The organism is Nitratireductor sp. GISD-1A_MAKvit, from assembly GCF_040819555.1.
GTDB lineage: Bacteria > Pseudomonadota > Alphaproteobacteria > Rhizobiales > Rhizobiaceae > Nitratireductor.
Genome location: NZ_CP161920.1, coordinates 2,869,872 through 2,893,124 on the forward strand (window position 1 = coordinate 2,869,872; position 23,253 = coordinate 2,893,124).

Below are 23,253 nucleotides of genomic sequence, written 5' to 3' on the forward strand. Positions count from 1 at the left end.
GCGCCGCAGAATCCCACGGCGCATGTCTAAGATAGGCAGGAAAGTTTCGGCCGGGAAGAGAGTGTTCCGCCGAAGCTTTGTTTCAATTAGAAATCGTCGCTTTTCTCAGGTGGCACGAGCCCCTCAATGCCGGCGAGCAGATCTTCCTCGCTCATGCGATCGAAGGAGACCTCTTCCTCTGGCTGGTCTGCACCCGCCTCAGCAGGCACGGCCCTCGTTGATCTCCGGAAGGTCGGCTTCCGGCTCATCCACCTCGACGTGCTTCTGCAGCGAGTGAATCAAATCTTCTTTTAGGTCGCCGGGAGACAGGGTCTCATCGGCGATCTCGCGCAATGCAACAACGGGGTTCTTGTCGTTGTCGCGGTCGATCGTGATCGCTTCACCCTGCGAAATCTGACGCGCACGATGGCCTGCCAGAAGCACGAGTTCAAAGCGGTTATCGACCTTGTCGATACAATCTTCAACGGTCACACGGGCCATTCAGTGCCCCTTTCATGCGTAAATCTGCAAGGAAATCCAGCGTGTCAATAGCCTGTCGGATCGAACATTTCAAGGCCGTCGCGCCGGGGAAGCACGCGATTCAACACCCAAATGTGTCGCCGGCGTGGCTCGCGGCACGCCAATCATCAGCTTGTATTTATGATGAATTTATATATTGGTTGGAACAATCATATCGCAGCGCTATTTCCTCATGAGAGACGGCTTTATCGGCAGTTTGCGGAGCCTGGCCTCTCGTTTGAGCGATGATCTTTTTGAACCAGGAATTTTGACAATGTTCGACCCGCGGGAAAAAATCGCCCTCTTCATTGATGGCGCAAATCTTTATGCTACCTCGAGAGCGTTAGGTTTCGACATCGATTACAGGAAGCTTTTGAGCAGCTTTCAGGAACGCGGCTACCTTCTTCGCGCCTACTATTACACGGCTCTCGTCGAAGATCAGGAATATTCCTCCATACGCCCGCTGATCGACTGGCTCGATTACAATGGCTACAAGGTTGTCACCAAACCGGCCAAGGAATTCACCGATTCTGCCGGGCGCCGCAAAATCAAGGGCAATATGGACATCGAGCTGGCGATCGATGCGCTCGAACTCAGTGATGTGGTTGATCACTATGTCGTCTTTTCGGGTGACGGCGATTTTCGCACGCTGGTGGAAGCCCTGCAGCGCAAAGGCCGCAAGGTGAGCGTGGTTTCGACCATACAGTCGCAGCCTCCCATGATCGCCGACGACCTGCGACGCCAGGCGGACAATTTCATCGATCTCTCGTCCTTGCGCGATGAGGTGGGGCGTGCAACAAGCGAGCGTTCCCCACGCAGGGTGGAACCTGAACCTGACAGCGAAGAGACCTTCGACGATCTATGACCTCCGTTCCGGCGCTTGATACCGAGCCGCCACACGACTGTCGGCTTTGCCCGCGTCTGCATCAGTTCATTTCCGAATGGCGCTCCCGCGAACCGGAATGGTTTAACGGTCCCGTACCCACCTTCCTGCCCGAGGGAGGCGACGACGCGGTGGAGCTGCTTGTTGTGGGGCTGGCACCGGGGCTGAGAGGTGCCAACAAAAGTGGGCGCCCCTTCACCGGCGACTATGCCGGCGACCTCCTATACAGCACGTTGAAGACCTTTCGGTTTGCCCGTGGAGAATATGAGGCCCGGCCTGATGACAGCCTCACCCTTGTCAACGCGGCCATCGTCAACGCGGTGCGGTGCGTTCCGCCACAGAACAAGCCTGTTGGCGCGGAAATCAACACCTGCCGGCAACACTTTTTTGCGCCAACACTGAGGCGCTTCCCGCAGCTAAGAGCCGTGCTGACGCTTGGCCTGATCGCGCACCAGTCTACGGTGCGTGCACTGGGGGGACGGGTTGCAGAACATCCCTTCACACATGGCGGGCGACAGGAGATTGCGGGGCTTTCCGTTTTTTCGAGCTATCACTGCTCGCGTTACAACACGAACACCGGTCGCCTGACTGAAGAGATGTTCGTCAACGTTTTTCGTGACATACGCGAGTTTCTCGACAAATAGAGTCGGGCTGGAAAGGAGCCTTTCCGCATCCGGTCAGCCATTTTGCTTGAGAAGTCTTGCCTTCTCCCGGTTCCAGTCGCGCTTCTTGGCCGTTTCTCTCTTGTCGTGGAGTTTCTTGCCTTTCGCGACAGCAAGCTGAAGCTTGGCAAGGCCTCGCGCATTGAAGTAGAGCCTCAACGGCACAAGCGTCATGCCTTCCCGCTCGATAGACTGCGCAAGCCGTCCCAGCTCCCGTTTAGAGACAAGCAGCTTTCGCTTTCGCCGCGGTTCATGATTGAAGCGGTTGCCGGCCGAATATTCCTGAATATAGGAATTGATAAGCCAGCACTCTCCGTCTTCCACGGAGGCGTAGGCTTCCTGGATGTTGGCATGGCCATCGCGCAACGATTTCACTTCGGTTCCCGTAAGCACGATGCCTGCCTCGAGCGTGTCGAGCACCTCATAGGAGAAACGCGCCTTGCGGTTTTCCGCGATGGACTTGGCGTTTGGATTTTTGTCTTTTGTCATCGATCCCAAATGCGCCGGAAGCGCTGTTGGCACGCTTCCGCCTTTTAGCGAACAGAACGCAGGCCCCTGCCCGTTTGTTTCATCGCATTTGCGTATAGTCAGGTGACTTACCCGACGGCAAAATGCTTCAATTCAGCAACCCTGCATGCTTCATGGCCTCGTCGATGCGCTGTGCCGTCGATGCTTCAATGGGAACCAGCGGCGAACGCACCGTGTCTCCGATCCTGCCGAGGCGTGCCAGGGCGTATTTGGCGCCGCACAGTCCCGGCTCGATGAAGATCGCCTTGTGCAGCGGCATCAGGCGGTCCTGCAATTCGAGCGCCTTTTCCTTGTCATTGGCAAGCGTTGCTTCCTGAAACTCGGCGCACAGGCGCGGGGCAACATTCGCGGTTACCGAGATGCAGCCGACACCGCCATGAGCGTTGAAGCCCAGCGCGGAGGCGTCTTCGCCCGACAGCTGAACAAAATCCTTGCCACATGTGAGGCGCTGTTCGGAAACCCGATCCACCTTCGCAGTCGCATCCTTCACGCCGACGATGTTGGGAAAGTCGTTCGCCAGCCGCCCCATCGTCTCCGGTGTCATATCGATCACGGAGCGCGGAGGGATGTTGTAGATGATGATCGGCAGTTCTGTCGCACGCGCAACCGCGGCGAAATGTTCATAAAGCCCTGCCTGGGTCGGCTTGTTGTAATAGGGCGTCACGACCAGCGCCGCATCGGCCTTCACCTCTTCGGCAAATTTCGTCAACGCAATGGCTTCGCGGGTTGAATTGGAACCCGCACCGGCAATGACAGGAACACGCCCTGCGGCCGCCTCCACGCAAATCCGAACCACCTCGCGGTGCTCCTCATGGGTGAGTGTAGGCGATTCACCGGTTGTACCGACCGGCACCAGACCGGTGGTGCCTTCCGAAATTTGCCACTCAACGAGTTCGCGGAACGCTTTCTTGTCCAGGCTGCCATCCCTGGCAAACGGTGTCACAAGCGCTGTGAGAGACCCCCTGAACATGATGTCGAACTCCTGAAAAATGAATGATCTTCTGCCGCGCGCAGTCTGCGCTGGATGCTTCTAGCGGAAGTTCAGGCCGCACACCATAGTTTTGCCATCTCTTGCCCGCAAGATTTCCGCAGCGTTGAATTGTGGCGTCAGTATCCTGAAATCGTGCACCAACTCTCCCGGGATCCGTGCGCGCTCATGCGTTTGAGCGCGAGACGGGACCACAAAGATCAGGACGCATTGTCGATGACGATACGAACCGCGCTTCCATTCCTGTTCATGCTGCTTGCCTTGCCTCTGGCACAAGCCCAGTCTCTGCCAGAGCTGGCGCCCATACCTTTTGCCCGCCCTGACAACATTTCCCCAAAACCCGGCAATCCGGGTTCAGCCATCGATGCGCTGACGGCTGCAGGGGTTTCTCGTCCGGAGGTGGCCAGGAGCGGTGTAGCTCCATCAGCCAGGGTGCGGACGATGACCCAAGGGCTGGACGCTCTGACCCGCGGTGACATTCGGGCCGCACGCAGAGCGCGCAACCGCCTGGAAAAGGCCAGCCTCGAACGACGTGTCCTGAACTGGGCCCTGGCCCAGAGCAACAACCGGTCGCTCTCAAGCACAGACATCAGCGCAGTTGCCGACAGTCTGGCAAACTGGCCCGGAGCGCTCAAGCTGCGTGCTCAGGCCGAGCGCGCGCTCTTTCGCGAAAACAGGCGGCCTCAGCTTGTGATATCGCTGCTGGGCAGCAAGAGACCACAGACCTTTCACGGCGTGGTGGCGCTTGGCCGGGCCTATCTTTCGCTCGGACAGAAGGAGAAGGCGCGCGCACTGGTTTCGTCATATTGGCGCAAGGCCAATCTCGACGCCTCGAGCGAAAACACATTTCTCAAGACGTTCGGCAAACTGCTTTCCAAGGCGGACCACCGCTTTCGCATGGAACAGATGATGTATCGCAAGCGCATTCGCTCGGCCGAGCGGGTTGCCGGCCGTGCCGATGGCAAAGAGCTTGTGAAGGCATGGGCCGCCGTCATCCGCGGTCACAAGAACGCGCTGAGGCTGCTCAATGCCGTACCGATGAGCAAAAGAACGGCAGGCTATATCTTCGCCAAGACGCGGTACCTGCGGCGTGCCGACCGGTTTGACGAAGCTGCGGCACTGATCTTGACAGCTCCGCTGGACGCGGAAAGCCTCGTTGATCCCGATGAATGGTGGGTGGAACGGCGGGTCCTGTCGCGCGAACTCCTCGATATCGATGACCCGGAAAGGGCCTATCAGGTGGCCGTGGCGCATTCTGCCGAAAGCCCGGCCCGGGCGGCGGACGCCGAGTTTCACGCTGGCTGGTACGCACTGCGTTTTCTGTATGACGCCCCGACCGCGGCCAGACATTTCAGCCGCATTGAGCGAATTGCGAGCGGTCCCATTTCAAGGGCGCGTGCAAACTACTGGATGGGGCGTGCTGCAGAAGCCGGCGGCCCTGGAGAAGCCACGGAATTCTACGAGAAAGCCGCGCACTATGGAGCGACATTCTACGGGCAACTGGCCACGGCCGCACTGGACCGGGAAGAATTGACCGCGCACAAGCCCGCCGCCACCGATCGTGATCGCCGGCATTTCTCCGCACGCACCCTCGTGCGTGCAATCAAGTTGCTCGAACAGACCAACCATGCGTGGCGGGCAGATGGTTTTTATCGGGAGCTCGCACAGACCCTGACAAACCCTGGCGAGCTATCGCTGCTTGTCGACATGGCAAAGGCGCGCAAGGACTATATGACTGCGCTCCGGATCGGCAAGATTGCCGCCAGCAGAGGCCTCGACATTGGTGCGCTGGCACATCCGCTTGGCGCCATCCCGGCTGCGGCCGCCCTGCCCGCCCCCCGCGAGGCCCTCGCCTATGCCGTGGCGCGGCAGGAGACCGAATTCAACACCAGTGCGGTCTCGCCGGCTGGCGCGCGCGGGCTGCTGCAACTCATGCCGGCGACTGCCCGCGAGATGGCGCGCAGAAGCGGCCTGCCCTACTCGCGCACCCGGCTGAAGGCCGATCCAATCTACAACATCAGACTTGGGGCAGCCTATCTCGACCAACAGCTCGGACGCTTCAACGGATCCTATATCCTGACATTCGCCGGTTATAATGCAGGGCCGAGCCGGGCCGTTGACTGGATGAAACGCTATGGCGACCCGCGCGGCAAACCGGTCGAAGAGATTGTCGACTGGGTCGAGCGCATCCCCTATACCGAGACCCGCAACTATGTTCAAAGAGTGATGGAAAATCTGCAGGTCTACAAAATGCGCCTGACCGGCAAGTTCGACATGGCCCGGGACATCGCTGCAGGCGGTTAGACCTGCACTGTTCCAGCCTCATTAGATTCCAGCGGTGGGAAATGACAGTGGATATCGCAGAACCCGGGGGTTGTTATCGCGAATTCTTCTATTCCGCCCGGGATGGTTTGCGGCTGCATGCCCGCATTTATGGAGAGGGCAGTTCCGGTCTGCCCGTCGTGTGTCTTCCAGGCCTGACCCGCAACGTTCGCGATTTTCATCAACTCGCATGCCATCTTTCGACCGATTGCAAAAATCCGCACATGGTCGTGGCATTCGATTATCGTGGACGCGGGCGCTCGGCCTATGATGCCGACTGGCGACGCTATGATGTTTCCGTCGAAGCCGACGACATCGCAAACGGACTGTCCGTGCTGGGCATCGAGCACGCTGCCTTTATCGGAACCTCGCGTGGCGGGCTTGTCACCATGGCGCTGGCGTCGACACGGCCCGGATTGCTCAAAGCCGCGATACTGAACGATATCGGACCAGTGATCGAAGGAGACGGGCTCGCTCAGATCCGGGCCTCACTTCAACGCGCTCCCATTCCCGAAACACTGAGCGAAGCCGCCCGGATCCAGAAATCCATTCATGGCGCTGCCTTTTGTGCGCTCAGCGATGAGGACTGGCGCCGATTTGCCGAAGCCCTTTACGTGCAGAAAGCCGGGAAGCTACGTGGCGACTTCGATCCCAAACTTCTACGCACGCTCTACGCCATCAATCTCAACCGCCCCCTTCCTGAACTCTGGCCGCAATTTGACGGCCTGGCCCGCATTCCCGTTCTGGCCATTCGTGGCGAGAATTCGCGGCTCTTGTCAGCCGAAACACTCGCGACCATGGCGTCGCGACATCCCAACCTGCAACAGATCGTGGTACCCGGACAGGGTCATGCACCGCTTCTGGAAACGGATGACCTGCCAAAACAGATCGCTGCTTTTCTCAACAGGATCAAATAAAGCCAAGCGTAGAAGCGCCGTCCCAATCTGTTGACCTCAGAATGCCCATGGAAGGTCCGATTGCCCCATATGCCAAAGCTGTCAGGACGGCGAGGGCGGCAACCGGCGCCCTCTACCCGGTCTGTGACGCCTTTGCGGACGTGAACTGCTCCAGCACCCCGACGCACGGGTCAAGGTCACCTGTAGCCAGATGCGCATACCGCATGGTCATCGTCAGGGTCTGGTGACCAAGCCACATCTGGACACGTCGCAGGTCGATGCCGCCCTGAACCAGCCGGGAAGCACAGGTGTGACGCAGGACGTGGGGCACGACCTGAGTATCCTGAGATAGCCCAATCTCGGCCTTGGCATCGTTCCATATCGTACGGAACTGCGCCTGGGAGAGTATGTCGAAGGGTCCCTTTCGGCCATTTTTCGGGATGTCGACGACCACTTGTGCCCGGCTGGTCAATGGCACGGAGCGGGGCCCGGGCGGATTTTGTGATCCAGAAACTCGCGCGCCCCTCCCCGACATCGTTCCATGTCAGGCCCATGGCTTCACCCAGGCGGCAGCCCGTATCCACGAGAAACACGCATAATCGCCACGCGTCCTCGCTGCGCTGTCGTATGGCTGAAAAGAGGAGTTCCTCCTCCGCATGGGACAGAAACCGGATGCGACCGGACCGTTCCTTCTGGCGCCGGAATTCCGGCAGGCTGTGAATATCACCCATTTTATGCGCTTTCCGCAGAAGCTTGCTCAGCGCGGCCATCTTTCGATTGATGGTCGCATTGCTGTTTCCGCGAGCGCGCAATTTTCCGATCAGTTCATCGAGCTGGCTTTGCTCGAAGGCACTGAAGCGTTTCCCCATCAAGAGCTCATCAAGCTCGCCGATGAAGAAGGTGACATTGTATTTATGCGTGCCAGGTTCCCAAAGTATGTCGCCATACTTTTCAAACAGTTCTCTCAGACTGTGCTCGGAAACGAGACGCAGCTTTTCGCTACCGAAAGTCACACAGTAGCGAGGCCTGGAAGTCTCCCAGGCTTCTGCGGAATTGTTGGCCGTCTCCATGTCAGGCCACCCCGCAGATTTTGATATCAGCTACGACAACATCGCAATTCCGAGACTCGAACCACCCTCTCAGGACAAAAATCCCAAACTCCCCCAAGCTTTGACTGGCCCCTGCGATGGCAAATACCACCATTGGTTGAGGTTCGTCCATATTTTTTCACTTTTACGCTTGTGTGTACATTCATCTCAAGAGCCCCAAGCGATGAACGATGACCTCTCCTTTCAGGAGGTTCGGGATCCTGTACAACTGGACTCGCAGTACCGAGAGCCTGACCGAAGACCGCGCTAAACCCTGTCACCCGAAGCATTTGCATCTGTTGCGCCCGCTACCAGCGAAGTCTTCAAAGCCAAAACCCGGCAGATCGCTCTGCCGGGCTCAGAAGTTTTTTCACTGACGCTTCGTTAGAAGCCCCGCGTGATGCGGAAGAAGCCGCTGAACGCGCCGTCAGAGTAGCTGTCGCCGTCCTTGTAGTTGACCGCGATCTTGGTATCGAGATTTTCGACCAGCTCGTAGTCGATGACGCCGCCAACGGCCCAGTCGTCTGCACCGTTAGAATGCTTGTCGCCAAAGTACTGGCCGCCGAAACCAACAGCCAGCTTGGGCGAAGCGGCATACTTCATGTAGCCGCCGAGCGAGTAGTCGTACCCATTGCTGTAGAGGCTTGCGTCGGAGAAGTAGGTGGCAAGCAGCTCAAGCGAGAGGTTCTGCGTGGCGTTGAAGCCAGCATGCCCCTTGATGCCCCATTCCTTGGCCGTCGCGTCGTAGGCAGCGAATGCCGAGACCGAACCCCAGCCCTGCGAGACGCTGAACTTACCGACCACATTTGGCGTGTAGTCGTAGTTGTAATCAGCCTCTTCGAGAGCGAGCGAAACGGAAACACCGCTGCCAGCAACGAAGGTGTAGCCGAGCGTGTGGATTGAGGAATCAAACCCACCAGCGTCGAATTCGCCGCCAAGGCCCTGATCGAAGATCGAGGTCTTGTAGCCCACGAAGAAGCCACCGAGCGTGATGTAGGGCCTGGTTCAGATATGTTCCGCGGGTAATGCCGTTCAGTGAAAGCGGAGCGGTATCGCTCGGCAGACCCAGGCTGGAAACACCGGAATAGGCATCGGCGCGCAGTTCGAAGAAGCCGCCGAGCGTGCCGTATTCGGTCTCGGAGCGAGCATCGATCGTGAGGTTGGCGCGTGCCAGCTTGCGCCAGCCACCGGCGTCCGTTGCAACGATATCGTCCAGAGCACCACTAACCTTCGTCCCGCCCATGAGGCCGAGTTTGCCGTCGTCGCTGTCCGACCAGTCGATCTGATAGCGGGCATAGCCGCCGATCTTCAGGCAGGTTTCGGTGCCGGGGATATAGAAGAAGCCTGCGCCGTAGACGTCGCAAACGCGGACATATTCCATCGGCTCCGGCTCGGGGACGACGACCATGTCGGCCGCTTTGGCACCGGTTGCTGCAGCTGCGAGCGCAGCGGAGCCAATGAGAAGGCTCTTGAGTTTCATGTTCTGACCTCCAGTCAGAATCCTGAAGAACCTGCAGCCATTTCAGCTCAACTCATTGAAAAAACGCCGGAAAACCACGCTTCAGCACGAAGGAGGCGTGGCACGGAAGAATGATTTGCAAAGGGAAAATGGCGGAGAGGATGGGATTCGAACCCACGAGGCCCTTTTGGAGCCTACTCCCTTAGCAGGGGAGCGCCTTCGACCACTCGGCCACCTCTCCGGCGAAACGGTGGATAAAGAAAACCGGCCCGACAATCAATACGGCATTCCCATTTCCCTGCCTAATAATAAAGAAATTCGACCTGAAGCCATGGTTCGACATCGATGCAACGGGAATCACCAGGCTCAAAGGCACCTTTCCCGCGTGAATCGAAAAGGCTCAATCAGCGTTTGTAGAGACGATTCGTGCGGCCAGGCGGCGGAAATACGGGCCGTAAACACATATATAATGCCGCTATCACCCCTCCAGATGTTAAGAAAGAGTTACCCGACGCCTCAGATCGTGTCATTTGTGCAACAGCCGTTCGGGATAGAAGGCCGCCGGGCAGGCTTGCCGTCTAATCGCGGTTGAACGTAGCGTCGCCATGAGTAATGTCAGGCTCGGAAAGGGGGCGCGAAAGCGCGAACTTTTCTTTTCTTGGGGATGGGGCAGGGAACGCTGTCCTTCAGCAAAATACCCAGACCCGCATTTAGAACTTTGACTGGAGGTCAGAACATGAAACTCAAGAGCCTTCTCATTGGCTCCGCAGCTCTCGCAGCTGCAGCGACCGGCGCCAAAGCAGCCGACCCGATCGTCGTTCCCGAGCCGGAGCCGATGGAATATGTCCGCGTTTGCGACGTCTACGGCGCAGGCTTCTTCTACATCCCCGGCACCGAGACCTGCCTGAAGATCGGCGGCATGGTTCGCTACCAGATCGACTGGCATGAGAACGACGATGGCTGGAAGAAGTATGCACGCGGCGAGCTCAACATCGACGCCCGCTCCGAGACCGAATACGGCACGCTCGGCGGCTTCATCAAGCTGCGTGCATCGTCGGCAAGCGGCCTTCCGACGCCAACTCCCGGTCTGAACGATGGCGGCTTCCTGTCCAACGGCATTGTCAGCTCCGGCGTTAACCTTCAGCAGGCAATCATTTCGCTCGGCGGCCTCTCCATGGGTATGTCCGACACGCTGTATGATGCAGCCCTTTCGGGTGAGTTCGACAGCGGCGGTGGCGATCGCGTTCACTTCATCCGTTACGACTTCGCAGCCGGCAACGGTGTGACCGTTTCGCTTGCCGTTGAAGAAGCTGACAGCAACTACGACTACACGCCGAATGTTGTTGGTAAGCTTGGCGTCAGCCAGGGCTGGGGCTCCGTTGACGGCTGGGTTGCTTACGACGCGACCGCTGAAGAGTGGGCAGCCAAGGCAATTGCCAAGATCAAGGCGACGCAGCAGCTCTCCCTCGAACTGCTCGGCACCTACGAGTCCGGCCACAGCTTCTACTCCGTGTCTTGGGACGCCATTACCGGTTACGAGTACTCGCTCGGCGGTTATGTGAAGTACGCTGCTACTCCGAAGCTCTCGGTTGGCTTCGGCGGTCAGTACTTCGGTGACCAGCACGCTTCCGGCAATGACGACTGGGCCATCGGCGGTGTTGTTGATTACGCTCTCGTTGAGAACTTCAACACCAAGCTTGCAGTCAACTACTTCGACGGCGACAGCGCGTCTGACGGCTACTTCAAGGGCTTCATCCGCTTCCAGCGCGACTTCTAATCAGAAGAGCCTTATAGCTTGATGCAGGGCCTGGCATTTGCCGGGCCCTGTTTTTTTGTGCCTTGCCAGCCAGAGGAACGGTGCAAAGCGATTTCACACGGGTCGTGCTTGATGTAGGGTCGCTGCGTTCCAGAATGTAAAAGCACAGACCAGACACGGCCCATGACACGACGCCCACCGCTTACCCCGCTTGCCCAATCCCTCCCTTCCACGGTCCCGTTTGTGGGGCCGGAAACACAGGAGCGCGCCGCAGGGCGGCCTTTCCGTGCTCGGCTTGGAGCCAATGAAAACGGATTTGGCCCCTCCCCTCGTGCCCTTGAAGCGATCAAAGATGCAGCACGGCATGTGTGGAAATATGGTGATCCGGAGAGTTCCGACCTTCGTGCTGCACTTGCCATGGAACATGGCGTGAAACCGGAGAACATTGTCGTCGGCGAAGGCATTGACGGGCTTCTGGGCCTTGTCGCCCGCCTTTATGTTGAGCCGGGCACCCCGGTCGTCACCTCGCTCGGCGGCTATCCCACCTTCAATTATCACGTTGCCGGTTTCGGGGGACGATTGGTGACAGTTCCCTATGCGGGCGATTACGAAGACCTGGAAGGGCCTGCACGATGCCGCGGTCGCAGAGAATGCGCCGCTGGTCTATCTCTCAAATCCGGACAACCCGATGGGGACCTGGTGGGCAGCAGAAGAGGTTCAGCGCTTCATCGAATCCCTGCCTGAAACCAGCATGCTGATACTGGACGAGGCCTATGGCGAGACGGCCCCTGCAAGCGCCCTGCCCCGCTTCGAGCCGGACAGGCCCAACGTCCTGCGCATGCGGACCTTCTCAAAAGCCTATGCGCTCGCTGGCATGCGATGCGGCTATGTTATCGGAGAAGCGCAGACCATCCGCGCGTTCGACAAGATCCGCAATCACTTCGGAATGCCGGGCGTGACGCAGGCAGCCAGTCTGGCCGCGCTCAAGGACAAGGCGTATTTCAGCGAAACGCTGGAGAAAATCAGCGCCTGCCGCGACCGGCTCGCTGCGATTGCCTCGGCAAACGGGCTCAGCTCAATTCCTTCGGCCACGAATTTTGTCGCCATCGACTGCGGCGGCAAGGCGATCGCCGAAACGGTGATGCAGGGATTGCTTGAGCGCGATGTTTTCGTGCGCAAGCCAGCCACTCCCGGTCTCGACCGCTGCATACGGGTGAGTGTGGGGCCGCAGCACGAAATCGACGTGTTCGAAGAGGCGTTCGCTGCGGCATTGGCAGCCGCGCGCAACCGGCTCTGAGAGACCGGTCGGCGAGACTGCCCTGAAACGGAAGGCTTTTCACCACCCTTGGCTGCCGGAGCCTGCTTCCCCGCTCAGGCTGCCAGGGCGGCGCGTGTTTTGCCGATCATGAGCGCGGCTTTCGCAGCTTCCCGGCCCTTTTCGACAAAATGCTCGCGGTAGATGGCCGTGTGATGTTCGGTTGGCTGATAGTGATGCGGCGTGAGCGAGATGGAAAGAACCGGAACGCCGGTGTCGAGACTGGCGCGCATCAGCCCGTCGACCACCGCCTGCGCGACAAAGTCGTGCCGATAAATGCCTCCATCCACCACGAAGGCTGCGGCGGCAACCGCTGCATAACGGCCCGATTGTGCCAGGTCACGGGCGACGAGCGGCATTTCGAATGCGCCGGGCACATCGAACACATCGACCTGATCGGCGGGGATAAGCTCGCAAAACCCTTCGAGTGCACGATCGACAATGTCGGCGTGCCAATTGGCCTTGATGAATGCATAGCGGGTGTGTGTCATCGAGATCTCCTTTCGCAACAGACACGTCACCCAAGGCGATCACGGGCGAATGTCGCCGGCGGTGCTACGGCAGACGACATCGCGCGTTCTCTTCCATCCGGACTGTCACCGTCGGCTCAGGAGTTTCACCTGATCTGCTGACCCCTTCCGGATTTCACGAAAGGGCGCTCGCGGGCTTGCGGCAAATGCCGCTTACCGCCGGTGGGGAGTTTCACCCCGCCCTGAGAACGGGGCGAAGATAAGGGCAGTGGTTGCCAACGGCAAGTCGGAAAACACCGGAATACGACCGTCTTTCAGATGCGACGGAGATGATTGTCCCATGCCGGAGCAGCCGGATCCGCAGCGCGAACAGCCCCTGACGATGCGTCGGGGCCCGGTGCGAACGATTGCGCCGCGGCCACTCGTACCCAGGAGGCGGTGCCGGGCCAGCGGTGCAAGCCCGCACCCGTCCTTGAGCCTGCGTTCGCCCAGACAACGGCCTGTCGCCGCATCCCAGAACACGGATAGCCCGCCGCGCGGCGATGAAGTGGCAATGATCTCACCGGCCAGATCGGTCGCGACCGAGCCGATGTAATTGCCCAGAGATTCGAGTGTCGCAACCGGCCCGGGAAAAAGCTCGATCGAGGCTCCCCTGCGATGGCGACCGACAAGCGGCGGTCGGGCGCCATCTTCCCCCTGATACTGCGCGCCAAACCAGACCGCTCCGTAGCGATCGAGAGTCATATGGCGGATGGAGAGCCTGTGCAGTTCGGGCGCGAGCTCCGCCTGCTCGAGGATGTCTCCGGTTTCCAGGTCGATATAGGTGAGGTTTGGCTTCATCGTCGCCAGATTGAGCTTGACGCGCTCATAATCGGGATGGGTCAGAATGCCACCATTGGCGATGCACAGCGTCCTGCCGTCTGCCAGGAGGATCACCTCATGCGGTCCGAACCCACCAGCGTCGAACTCCCCAATTCGATGAAATCCGGCGGTGGCATCGTAAAGCCCGGTAACGCCGCGCTCTGCGTCGAAATCGTTTTCGGTGGCAAGCAGGAGCCTGCCATCCGCCGTGAAGACACCGTGCCCGTAAAAATGACGGTCATGCGGCGGAGCGAAGGCCACCGGTTCGCCCTTACCATCAATCGAGAATGCCACCGCAAACCGGCCCGGCGAGCGGGCAAAGGCCACGGCGCGACGGCGCGGTGCATCGATGGCGAAGGAATGCCCGCGCGCTTGCAGCGGCAGCACGATACGGTCGCGACCGCCCGCATCGATTACCGCAGCTTCAAAGCCCCCCGCATTGAGCCGCGCGCCGAGAAACAGCGCCTCGTCCTCCTGCGCAATTGCGGGTGTGACACCCTGTGCAATGGCGGCACCGGCTAGAGCGAGGAATGTTCGCCGGTCAATCTCCATCGAGCGCATTGAATCCCATAACCAGTCCCAGAGCGCCGGAAAGCTCCCCGTTCAGAGTTTCCTTCGCTCCTTCCATGGCAATGCTGGCGTAGGAAATACGGTCTCTTTCCTCGCCGCGTGAGAAAGCCCTCTCCGGCTCCGTGTCCACCGAAAGCAGCGCCTTGCGGGCGTTTGCCAGATCGAAAGCCATCGCGCGGCCATAGCCATTGACGAGCGTTGAAGGGCCGTCGACAAAGCCGGCCGCAGTGACCAAATTCCGAACTCCTTCGATCTGCGCGGCCACAAAGCTGAAGGTCTGACGACTACGCCAGAAGGGTGCCCGTTTGCCGCGGGCTTTTTCAGCGGTATTACCGAGGGCCGGCAGAAGTTCGGCGTTTCGCGCGAACTCCAGTGCCGTGCCCGCGGCCTTCACGATCTCGCCGGCGACTTCCGCTTTCGAGCGGTAGGGGTCGCGGTCAGACGCTGGTGCGGTGAAGGCGGTGTGAAAAGCACTACCGTCTTGCCACGCATTGTCCAGAGCCTTGGCCAGATCCGCAATGTTGGCGGCGATCGCCTGTGCGTAGGAGCAGCGCTTTTCGTCTTTGCTCAGCGCATCTGCGCCCGAACCGAAAAGCACGAAATCGAGCGCAGGCAGCCCTTGCAGGGCGACGCTTTGACCGGCGAGTTTATCCGGTAAGGGGTCGTCTGAGGCGAGCAGCGCCTGCACCTGGCGCAGGGTCACCCCGCGCGGATCCGGCCAAAAGAAGATGCGTTCGAAGCGATTGTCTTCCACAAGCGGGCCAAAACGCAGAACGTAGATCTGGGCAAAGGCTGCTAGCGTGTCCGCAAACCGCGCTTGCGTTTCTTCAATGTCGGCGTTGCCAGTTCCCGCACATAGGTTTGCCAGAGAAAACGACAGGGCGCCGCTCGTCTGGCGAAAACCCTCCAGCGCCGGTGAGACATAACGCTCAAACACCCGCCGACCGATGTCGGAAGCGATTTTCTCCTGTCCGCCCTGCCCCAGAGCCGGCGCGGTCAACAGACACAGGATCAGGATGGCATGAAACGGACGGGCGTGCATGAAGTGTCTCCGGAACCAGGGATTATTGCTGGCTGTCGCACCCAAGGGAGAGGAGATGTGCGAGGGCTGGCCGGAAGCCGTGAAACGGCTCCCTTGCCCCGGGCTTACTCCTCCCGCGAACGCGGGACAAGAGCGTCAGGCCGTATGTGGCAAAAGTTGATCGCTCAGGACCGGTAGCCTGAGCCCGTCATACCCAGTTACGGGTCTGGCGTGCCACAGCCCGTTCAAGACCGCTTCCTCCGCCGCTTCGACCGCCGCAAGAAGGAAGCGGTCGAGTTTTGCCTCCGCAAGCCGCTCGATGGTCTCCATTTCGCCATCGATGGAGAGCCGGTTGGCAGTGGAAAATGCCAGCGCCACATCGCCACTCTGGTCGCCCCAGTAGCTGCCCAGCCGCCCCAGGGCCGCGCCTCCTCGCCTTGCGATACGGCTGAGCTGGCGCGCATCAAGCGGCGCATCAGTGGCATAAACGATGATGACTGAACCCTTGTCGTGCGGGTCTGCACGCTGCGGTTTTGGAATGTCGACGCGCCTGCCCAGCAATCTGAGATCTCCAGGCCTGCCGAAATTGGAAAGCACAAGGGCACCCAGCACGTGCGAACGCCCCGACGGCAGCGAAACACACCGTGAGGCGCTGCCAATGGCTCCGGCAAACCCGAATGTACGCATGCCGGTCCCTGCACCCACCGTTCCCTGTGCAAATTCACCCGCGGCGGCTGCGATGGCGTCACTCCCCATTGTCTCCGTGACCGCGAGCGCCTGAATGTCGCTGACACGCCCGTCATTGCATTCCAGCACAAGCGGGTTGACCGTGGGAAGGCTACGACCAATTTGGGGATTTTGAGCAACCGCGTGGCGGATCAACGCCGTGGTACAGGCGGCCACACCAAATGTGTTGGTCAGCAGGATCGGCGTTTCGATGCGCCCCAGTTCAGCGAGCTGCATGAGCCCGGCGCTTTTTCCAAAACCATTGAGGACGGCCAGCCCGGCCGGCACTGGCTGGCGGAAAAGGTCGCCGTCATGCGGCAGGATTGACGTGACACCGGTGCGCGCGGGCCCCTCACAATGCGTGACATGCCCCACACGCACGCCCGGCACATCGGCAATGGTGTTGGCTGACCCCGCAGGCAGATCCCACCAGCTTTCCGCTCCCTTGAACAACCTCATGCCCATGGCCGTTCCGCCATGGAAGATGGGTGGTTCCGCATGTCTTGAACAGACAAAAGGAGGATATCATGCATTTGAAGGTTCCCGAAGTGAATCGCCGGCATTCGACTTGAATCGGTCAATGATTTCCACCCCTCATGGTTTGCAGGCAGAGCTCGGCACTTGCAAGTCGGCGCGACATCCTGCAGGATGATGACACCGTTTGAGAGCCTTTCTCTCGCGTGGCCCGGCCACAGCCCCCCGGTACCGTCTCCCGTCTTCTTAAAGGTCCGAGCAGCACATTCATGCTGCGTGAAGGGGCCTCTCGCTTTCTGCTCCCCGTCGCCTTCCCACTTCGTTTCTGGAGAAGTCCATGCATTCCGGGCTCTTTTTGCCAGTGCTTGCGCTGGCCGTTTTCTTCGTCGGTGCAACGGAATTCATGATTGCGCCATTGCTGACACCCATCGGCCTGGCCTATGGCGTGGCCCCTGCTGCCGCGTCATGGCTCATCTCTGGATACGCGTTGGCATATGCAATCGGAGCACCGCTCATCGGGCTTCTCGCACGAGGGATCGATCGGCGACGTCTTTTGCTCATCGCACTTGCCCTGCTTGCCGCTGACGGTCTTGCCGTGGCCATCGCGCCTTCGCTCGGTGTGGCAATATTCCTACGTGTACTGGGTGGCATGGCTGCCGCTGCCACCATACCGGCCGTCTTTGCCCTGATCGGCGACCGGTTGCCGCGGCAGGATCATGCGCGGGCTATGGGACTGGTGATGCTCGGCATGACTGCCGGCATTGCGCTGGGACCTGCGTTCGCTGGCTGGCTCACACAGGCATTCGGTTGGCGCGCGCCGTTTCTGGCAAGCGCTGCCGGGTGTCTCGTCCTGCTCTTGCCGCTGAGCCATGTTCTTCGATGCGATCCCACCGTGCGATCCGTGGCTGCCTCGCCCCGGTTGAGTGACAGGATGCCGAAACTCTTCACAATCCTGGCGGCGAAAGCCCTGTGGAACGGAACTGCTGTCGCCGGTTTCGCTCTTAGCGGTGAAGTGCTTCGCCAGCGCTTCGAGATCGATACCTTGCTCACCGGCCTTTCTGTTGCCGCGTTCGGCGCTGGCCTGGCCCTGGGCAATGTCTCCGTCGGACCGGCCAAACGCGCTTTGAAAAGTGACCGGCGGCTGCTCGTCGCCGCAGTGTTTCTGCTTTTCCATTCCTTCGCTGCGTTCCTCATTGCGCCGTTGCCGCTGTCGGGGGCACTTCTTTGCCTGGGCGGTTGTGGCCTGGCGCTGGGATATGCCGCTCCTGCCAGCACCGCGCTCATCGCGCAGCGAGCTGGAAGGGCGGCGGGTTTCGTCCTTGCGCTATCGGAAAGTGCCAACAATCTGGTGCTTCTGGCCGCTCTATCCGTTTCGGCCCTTGAGCTGGAAAGAAATGGATTGGGTGCCGCGAGCATGGTGATCGTGTCGGGCCTTGCTGCCGGATCGCTCCTTCTGCTCGTCGACACACTGCGCACGAGGCGGCAACGGCAAATCCGTGATGGTGGATAAAATTCCAAAATCGCGGAGGGCGATTTTTCTGGAACCTCGAATGGGTGACGACGTTGTTTCGACAACGGAGCCGCCTGTGTCAACCGGGCGCGACGGTATGGAGAACAGGGTCGATTTTCCCGGTTTCCCGCCCTGGCAACAACGAATTGGCATACGTGCTTCTGTCCCGTCCAGACGGCTCCGTTTTCTTCATCATTGGTAGCGCTCCCCGTTTGGCGTTCGGTTCGAACCGAAACGCTTATCCTTCACCTTCTTGAATTAATTGAACGTTCGTTTTATTACTTTCTCGAAGGGAGGCTCCATGGCGCGTACAACCGGCTCCGATGGCGAGAAAACGGAGGCAGCAATCCGTGCTGCCGCCCTCGACCTCATGGCGCGTCTTGGTTTTGAAGCGATGTCGATGCGACAGCTCGCCGCCGAGGTGGGTGTGCAACCGGCAGCGCTATACCGGTATTTTTCGACCAAGGAAGCATTGCTGCATGCGCTCATGCGCGAGCATATGGAAAATCTGATCGCTTCCTGGGAGGAAGCGCGTCCTGCAAGTGGCTCCAACAGGCAAAGCGCGCCAGGACGCCTTGCAGCCTTTGTCGAACACCATATCCGCTTTCATCTGGCCCGTCGCAACGCCACGCATGTGAGCAATCTGGAACTGCGCAGTCTTTCTGAGCCACGCCTTCAGGACATTCTCAGGCTGCGCAGCCACTATGAAGGCGCGTTGCGACAGATCCTGACCGATGGGCAGCGCGATGGAGCGTTTCAGATCGATGACCTGGCGCTGACAGCGATGGCAATCATCCAGATGATCACAGGCGTCATCGTCTGGTTCCGACCGGAACTTCGCCTTTCTGCCGATGAAGTCGCCGCAAATTACCACACAATGACCATGCGCCTTGTAGGCGCTGTGAATTGACCGGAGGAAACGATGTACACCGGATCGATGAATTTCGGACTGGGCGAGGACAACGACGCGCTACGCGAGATGACGCATCGCTTTGCGCAGGAAAGGATCGCGCCGCTGGCCGCCGATATCGATGCAAGCAACGAATTCCCGTCACAGCTGTGGAAAGAGATGGGGGCGCTCGGACTGCTTGGCATAACGGTAGACCCGGATCACGGGGGTTCAGGTCTCGGATATCTGGCCCATGTGGTTGCAATGGAGGAGATATCACGGGCGTCGGGCCTCTGTCGGACTGTCCTATGGCGCCCATTCCAACCTGTGCGTGAACCAGATCCGCCGCTGGGGCAGTGACGCGCAGAAGGAAAAGTACCTGCCCTCACTGTGTTCGGGAGAGACGGTGGGCGCGCTTGCCATGTCGGAAACGGGCGCTGGCTCTGATGTCGTTTCGATGAAGCTCAGGGCCGAGAAGCGAAATGACCGCTACGTGCTGAACGGTTCCAAAATGTGGATTACCAACGGTCCCGATGCCGGCACGCTGGTTGTCTACGCAAAAACCGAACTGAATGCGGGGCCACGCGGCATCACCGCCTTCATCATCGAGCGCGACATGAAGGGATTCAGTGTGGCGCAGAAGCTGGACAAGCTCGGGATGCGCGGATCCAACACGGGGGAGCTTGTATTCGAGGATGTGGAAGTGCCGTTCGAGAATGTGCTGGCTGAGGAAGGCCAGGGCGTGAAAGTCCTCATGTCCGGGCTCGACTATGAGCGCGTTGTGCTGGCTGGTGGACCTCTCGGGATCATGGCCGCCTGCCTCGACGTGGCTTTACCCTATGTGCGTGAGAGACAGCAATTCGGACAAGCTGTGGGCGCGTTTCAGCTTGTTCAGGGCAAGCTTGCCGACATGTATACCGCAATGAATGCCTGCCGGGCCTATGTCTACGCCGTTGCGGCGGCCTGCGACCGGGGCGAGACAACCCGCAAGGATGCGGCCGGGTGCATTCTCTATGCGGCCGAGAAAGCCACGCAGACCGCACTCGATGCGATCCAGCTTCTCGGTGGCAATGGTTATGTGAACGAATTTCCTGCCGGCCGTCTTTTAAGGGATGCCAAGCTCTACGAGATCGGTGCCGGAACAAGCGAAATCAGGCGCTGGCTCATCGGGCGCGAAATGATGGCGGAAACGTGAGAACCATGCCCGCTCCCGTGCGTTGACATCGGTAATGCACCCTAGGAGAGAGACCATGCCACTCAACGATCTGCAAAAACGCCTCGCCGATCAAAGCGACGGCCGATTATCCGGCCTCACGGCACTGTTCATCAACACCACGCTTAAGCCGAGTGATCGGGCCGCCTCCCACACCGAAGACCTGATGCAGGATTCAATGGCGCTGATGAAGCGTTGCGGCGTCTCAACGGAATATCTGCGCGCCGCCGATTTCAACATTGCGTTCGGCGTGGCCCCGGATATGCGTGAGGAAGGGGCCAAGGTCGACGACTGGCCGGAGAAAATCTGGCCGAAGGTGAGCGCGGCCGACATTCTGGTGATCGGCTCCCCCATCTGGCTGGGCGAAGAAAGCTCGATCTGCCGACTGATCATCGAACGGCTCTATGCCCATTCGGGACAACGCAACGCCAGGGACCAGTACATTTACTACGGCAAAGTTGGCGGGGCGATCATCACGGGCAACGAGGATGGCATCAAGCATGTCGCCCAGACCGTGCTTTATTCCCTTCAGCATATTGGCTACACGATCCCGCCCCAGGCCGATTGTGGATGGATTGGCGAAGCCGGCCCGGGTCCGTCCTATGGCGACGAGATGGAGGATGGGACCCGTGCGGGCTATGACAGCGCGTTCACGCGCCGTAATCTGACATTCATGACATTCAATCTTATGCATATGGCACGCATGCTGCGCGATGCGGGCGGCCTGCCAGACCATGGGAACCAGACCACCGACTGGGCGTGAGCCCGGCACGCCGCAGGAGACCGCATGACCGTCCTTCAATCGCAGCTTTCCCCCTCCTCCGACGCATTCAGGGCCAATTTCGAGCGCATGGAGGCGCTGGTTGGCGAGATGGCCGAGAAAGCTGCTGCCATCGAGCGCGGCGGTTCTGACGAAGCCCGCGAACGCCACTTACGACGCGGCAAGCTATTACCGCGCGAACGGCTTGCCCAGTTGCTCGATGTCGGGGCACCTTTCTTGGAAATTGGCCAGTTCGCTGCCTTCGACATGTATGGTGGCGACATCGCGTCGGCCGGACTGATCGCCGGCGTCGGGCGTATCGAGGGGCGTGAATGCGTCATCGTCGTCAATGACGCGACAGTTAAAGGCGGCACGTATTATCCGCTCACGGTGAAGAAACATCTGCGTGCGCAGGAAATCGCGCTGGAGAACAATCTGCCCTGTATCTATCTGGTGGATTCGGGCGGTGCCAACCTGCCCAATCAGGATGAAGTGTTTCCAGACAGGGAGCATTTCGGGCGCATCTTCTACAATCAGGCCAACATGTCGGCAAAGGGGATCCCACAGATCGCCTGCGTGATGGGTTCCTGCACGGCCGGAGGCGCCTATGTTCCGGCGATGAGCGATGAAACCGTGATGGTGAAAGGCAACGCGACGATCTTCCTTGGCGGTCCGCCGCTGGTCAAGGCCGCCACCGGAGAGGTTGTGACGGCCGAGGAGCTTGGCGGTGCAGAAGTGCACACACGCGAATCCGGCGTTGCCGATCACTATGCGATGAACGACGAGCACGCGCTTGCCATCGTGCGGCGTATTGTAAAAAATCTGAATCGGAAGAAGAGCTTATCCCTGGACCTTCGCAAACCGATTCCACCGGTTTACGACCCGTGTGAAATCTACGGCATCATTCCCGAAGATACCCGCCAGCCCTATGATGTGCGCGAAGTGATCGCCCGGGTGGTGGACGGTTCGGAGTTCGATGAATTCAAGGCCAATTACGGAACCACGCTGATTACCGGATTTTCTCACATTTATGGGATTCCGGTGGGAATTCTGGCAAATAACGGTGTGCTTTTCTCCGAAAGTTCACTCAAGGGCGCTCATTTCATCGAGTTATGCTGCCAGCGAAAAATCCCCCTTGTCTTTCTCCAGAACATCACCGGCTTCATGGTGGGCCGCAAGTATGAAGCCGGTGGAATAGCGCGGGATGGCGCCAAGCTGGTGACCGCCGTCGCCACCGCACAGATTCCGAAGGTGACAGCCATTATCGGTGGCTCGTTCGGTGCGGGAAATTACGGGATGTGTGGGCGTGCCTATTCTCCCCGCTTTCTCTGGATGTGGCCGAATGCACGCATTTCCGTGATGGGCGGAGAGCAGGCAGCGACGGTGCTTTCCATCGTCAAGCGTGAAGGCATAGAGCGCAGGGGCGGTTCCTGGAGCGCTGAGGAGGAAGCAGAGTTTCGCAGGCCCATCCTTGAGAAATATGAACGTGAAGGCCACCCGCTTTATTCGAGCGCTCGGCTTTGGGATGACGGCATCATCGATCCGGCAAAGACGCGCGAAGTGCTCGCCCTGTCTCTTGGTTCGGCATTGAACGCGCCGATCGGCGAAACGAAGTTCGGCGTTTTCAGAATGTAGGCAGTCAAGCGGGCAGTATCAGTTGCCGCGCCCGCGGTCGCCATTGATGAATTCCATGACCAGGCGATGGACATTGCCGCCCTCGCCCATCTCAACACGGTCAAACTCGCGGCTGCGCTGCCGCTGTTCCCGTGACAGCCTTCCAAGGTGCTTCTGGAGCTCCGCCCTCACCTTCTGGCATCCCGGATCGTTTTCGGTCCGCAGTCCGATTGAGACAGCCTCGATCTTCTTCACCATGTCGGTGATGATCTCACCATGCACCTGTTCATGGGTGCGCACACCTTCAATAAAGCGCTCCCAGGCGGCGCTTGTTCGGGAAGACAGCGAGCCTGAAACCTGCGGCAGACGATAGGTGATGATCAATTTCGGTTTCGCGGAGGCCAGGACGCAGGCGCCATCTTTTCGCGGCTGATAGTCCCGGCGCCAGGTAAGCCTGAAATCGGTGTATGCGATCACGCGGCGAATGCCGAGTTTGGGACCGCGTTCACCGATGGATCTGTAGAGATCAAGAGCGGTGGCCCCGGAGATCGAATATGGCTCGACCCGCTCTATGGGTTTCCAGCCCGCCCAGGCGGAGCTTGTCCATACCGCTGTGATCACAATGATAATGCTGATGCGGATTCCACTCAAATCCATGGCCCCTCAGTCCCACACGCTGCAAAACCCGGTCGCGAGAACCGGAATAGCAGACAGGCGAAGCTTCCAAAAGGAAGCTCCGCCTGACCAACC

At 59.4% G+C, this 23,253-nt stretch carries 18 protein-coding genes, 1 tRNA gene, 4 pseudogenes and 1 riboswitch; of the genes and pseudogenes, 11 read left to right on the forward strand and 12 right to left on the reverse strand.

Features of this window, described 5'->3' with window-relative positions; all coding sequences use genetic code 11:
• Nucleotides 1-86: 86 nt before the first annotated feature.
• Nucleotides 87-480, reverse strand: a pseudogene (rpoZ, locus tag AB2N04_RS15140) (DNA-directed RNA polymerase subunit omega).
• A 292-nt stretch (nt 481-772) separates the two neighbouring features.
• Here rpoZ and AB2N04_RS15145 point away from each other — a divergent pair.
• Nucleotides 773-1,363: an NYN domain-containing protein gene (locus AB2N04_RS15145; RefSeq protein ID WP_367715273.1), complete on the forward strand. Its 591-nt coding sequence runs from the start codon at nt 773-775 to the stop codon at nt 1,361-1,363.
• Nucleotides 1,360-2,025: a uracil-DNA glycosylase gene (locus tag AB2N04_RS15150; RefSeq protein WP_367715275.1), complete on the forward strand. Its 666-nt coding sequence runs from the start codon at nt 1,360-1,362 to the stop codon at nt 2,023-2,025. The genes AB2N04_RS15145 and AB2N04_RS15150 overlap by 4 nt, the downstream gene beginning before the upstream one ends.
• Nucleotides 2,026-2,058: 33 nt before the next feature.
• Here the strand turns inward: AB2N04_RS15150 and smpB are convergent, their stop codons facing one another.
• Nucleotides 2,059-2,532 (reverse strand): SsrA-binding protein SmpB, encoded by a 474-nt coding sequence (smpB, locus tag AB2N04_RS15155; RefSeq protein ID WP_367715277.1) that lies wholly within the window; start codon nt 2,530-2,532, stop codon nt 2,059-2,061.
• A gap of 127 nt (nt 2,533-2,659) precedes the next feature.
• Nucleotides 2,660-3,541 (reverse strand): 4-hydroxy-tetrahydrodipicolinate synthase, encoded by an 882-nt coding sequence (dapA, locus tag AB2N04_RS15160; RefSeq protein ID WP_367715278.1) that lies wholly within the window; start codon nt 3,539-3,541, stop codon nt 2,660-2,662.
• 234 nt (nt 3,542-3,775) lie between these two features.
• On the opposite strand from dapA, the gene AB2N04_RS15165 reads away from it, so the two are divergent.
• Nucleotides 3,776-5,863 carry a transglycosylase SLT domain-containing protein gene (locus AB2N04_RS15165; protein ID WP_367715279.1) on the forward strand — a complete coding sequence of 696 codons (2,088 nt, stop codon included), beginning with the start codon at nt 3,776-3,778 and terminating at the stop codon, nt 5,861-5,863.
• Nucleotides 5,864-5,916: 53 nt separating this feature from the next.
• Nucleotides 5,917-6,798, forward strand: coding sequence for an alpha/beta fold hydrolase (locus AB2N04_RS15170; RefSeq protein WP_367718826.1), 882 nt, complete (start codon nt 5,917-5,919; stop codon nt 6,796-6,798).
• A 112-nt stretch (nt 6,799-6,910) separates the two neighbouring features.
• On the opposite strand, the pseudogene AB2N04_RS15175 reads toward AB2N04_RS15170, so the two are convergent.
• The 4 genes and pseudogenes from AB2N04_RS15175 to AB2N04_RS15190 form a co-directional block, all read right to left on the reverse strand.
• Nucleotides 6,911-7,847 (reverse strand): annotated as a pseudogene (locus tag AB2N04_RS15175) (tyrosine-type recombinase/integrase).
• 402 nt (nt 7,848-8,249) lie between these two features.
• Nucleotides 8,250-8,837 (reverse strand): porin, encoded by a 588-nt coding sequence (locus tag AB2N04_RS15180; RefSeq protein ID WP_367715280.1) that lies wholly within the window; start codon nt 8,835-8,837, stop codon nt 8,250-8,252.
• Complete coding sequence (locus AB2N04_RS15185; RefSeq protein ID WP_367715282.1) at nt 8,773-9,345, reverse strand: porin; 573 nt, start codon at nt 9,343-9,345, stop codon at nt 8,773-8,775. Before AB2N04_RS15185 ends, AB2N04_RS15180 begins: the two co-directional genes overlap by 65 nt.
• A gap of 129 nt (nt 9,346-9,474) precedes the next feature.
• Nucleotides 9,475-9,565: transfer RNA gene (locus AB2N04_RS15190), tRNA-Ser, on the reverse strand.
• A 495-nt stretch (nt 9,566-10,060) separates the two neighbouring features.
• On the opposite strand from AB2N04_RS15190, the gene AB2N04_RS15195 reads away from it, so the two are divergent.
• Together AB2N04_RS15195 and AB2N04_RS15200 are read left to right on the forward strand one after the other, a co-directional pair.
• Complete coding sequence (locus AB2N04_RS15195) at nt 10,061-11,101, forward strand: porin (protein ID WP_367715283.1); 1,041 nt, start codon at nt 10,061-10,063, stop codon at nt 11,099-11,101.
• A gap of 162 nt (nt 11,102-11,263) precedes the next feature.
• Nucleotides 11,264-12,377 (forward strand): annotated as a pseudogene (locus tag AB2N04_RS15200) (pyridoxal phosphate-dependent aminotransferase).
• 74 nt (nt 12,378-12,451) lie between these two features.
• Here AB2N04_RS15200 and AB2N04_RS15205 read toward each other — a convergent pair.
• From AB2N04_RS15205 to AB2N04_RS15220, 4 genes are all read right to left on the reverse strand, one after another.
• Nucleotides 12,452-12,886: a 6,7-dimethyl-8-ribityllumazine synthase gene (locus AB2N04_RS15205; RefSeq protein WP_367715284.1), complete on the reverse strand. Its 435-nt coding sequence runs from the start codon at nt 12,884-12,886 to the stop codon at nt 12,452-12,454.
• Nucleotides 12,887-12,967: 81 nt separating this feature from the next.
• Nucleotides 12,968-13,119, reverse strand: a riboswitch (FMN riboswitch).
• Entirely contained in the window at nt 13,079-14,287 is a 1,209-nt protein-coding gene (locus AB2N04_RS15210; protein WP_367715285.1) for a DUF1513 domain-containing protein, read from the reverse strand. (Overlaps the previous riboswitch by 41 nt.)
• Nucleotides 14,268-15,338, reverse strand: coding sequence for an imelysin family protein (locus AB2N04_RS15215; RefSeq protein ID WP_367715287.1), 1,071 nt, complete (start codon nt 15,336-15,338; stop codon nt 14,268-14,270). The genes AB2N04_RS15210 and AB2N04_RS15215 overlap by 20 nt, the downstream gene beginning before the upstream one ends.
• Before the next feature lie 135 nt (nt 15,339-15,473).
• Entirely contained in the window at nt 15,474-16,502 is a 1,029-nt protein-coding gene (locus AB2N04_RS15220) for a P1 family peptidase (RefSeq protein ID WP_367715288.1), read from the reverse strand.
• 352 nt (nt 16,503-16,854) lie between these two features.
• Between AB2N04_RS15220 and AB2N04_RS15225 the strand changes: the two genes are divergently transcribed.
• The 5 genes and pseudogenes from AB2N04_RS15225 (at nt 16,855) to AB2N04_RS15245 (ending at nt 22,524) form a co-directional block, all read left to right on the forward strand.
• Nucleotides 16,855-18,027: an MFS transporter gene (locus tag AB2N04_RS15225; protein ID WP_367715290.1), complete on the forward strand. Its 1,173-nt coding sequence runs from the start codon at nt 16,855-16,857 to the stop codon at nt 18,025-18,027.
• Nucleotides 18,028-18,328: 301 nt separating this feature from the next.
• A complete protein-coding gene (locus AB2N04_RS15230) occupies nt 18,329-18,937 on the forward strand; it encodes a TetR/AcrR family transcriptional regulator (protein WP_367715292.1) in 609 nt (202 codons plus the stop codon).
• 12 nt (nt 18,938-18,949) lie between these two features.
• A pseudogene (locus AB2N04_RS15235) lies at nt 18,950-20,111 on the forward strand (isovaleryl-CoA dehydrogenase).
• Between the two features lie 55 nt (nt 20,112-20,166).
• Nucleotides 20,167-20,892, forward strand: a complete 726-nt coding sequence (locus AB2N04_RS15240; RefSeq protein WP_367715294.1) for a flavodoxin family protein — start codon at nt 20,167-20,169, stop codon at nt 20,890-20,892.
• Between the two features lie 24 nt (nt 20,893-20,916).
• Nucleotides 20,917-22,524, forward strand: a complete 1,608-nt coding sequence (locus AB2N04_RS15245; RefSeq protein WP_367715296.1) for a carboxyl transferase domain-containing protein — start codon at nt 20,917-20,919, stop codon at nt 22,522-22,524.
• Nucleotides 22,525-22,542: 18 nt separating this feature from the next.
• On the opposite strand, the gene AB2N04_RS15250 is transcribed toward AB2N04_RS15245, so the two are convergent.
• A complete protein-coding gene (locus tag AB2N04_RS15250) occupies nt 22,543-23,160 on the reverse strand; it encodes a DUF922 domain-containing Zn-dependent protease (RefSeq protein ID WP_367715297.1) in 618 nt (205 codons plus the stop codon).
• Between the last annotated feature and the right edge of the window lie 93 nt (nt 23,161-23,253).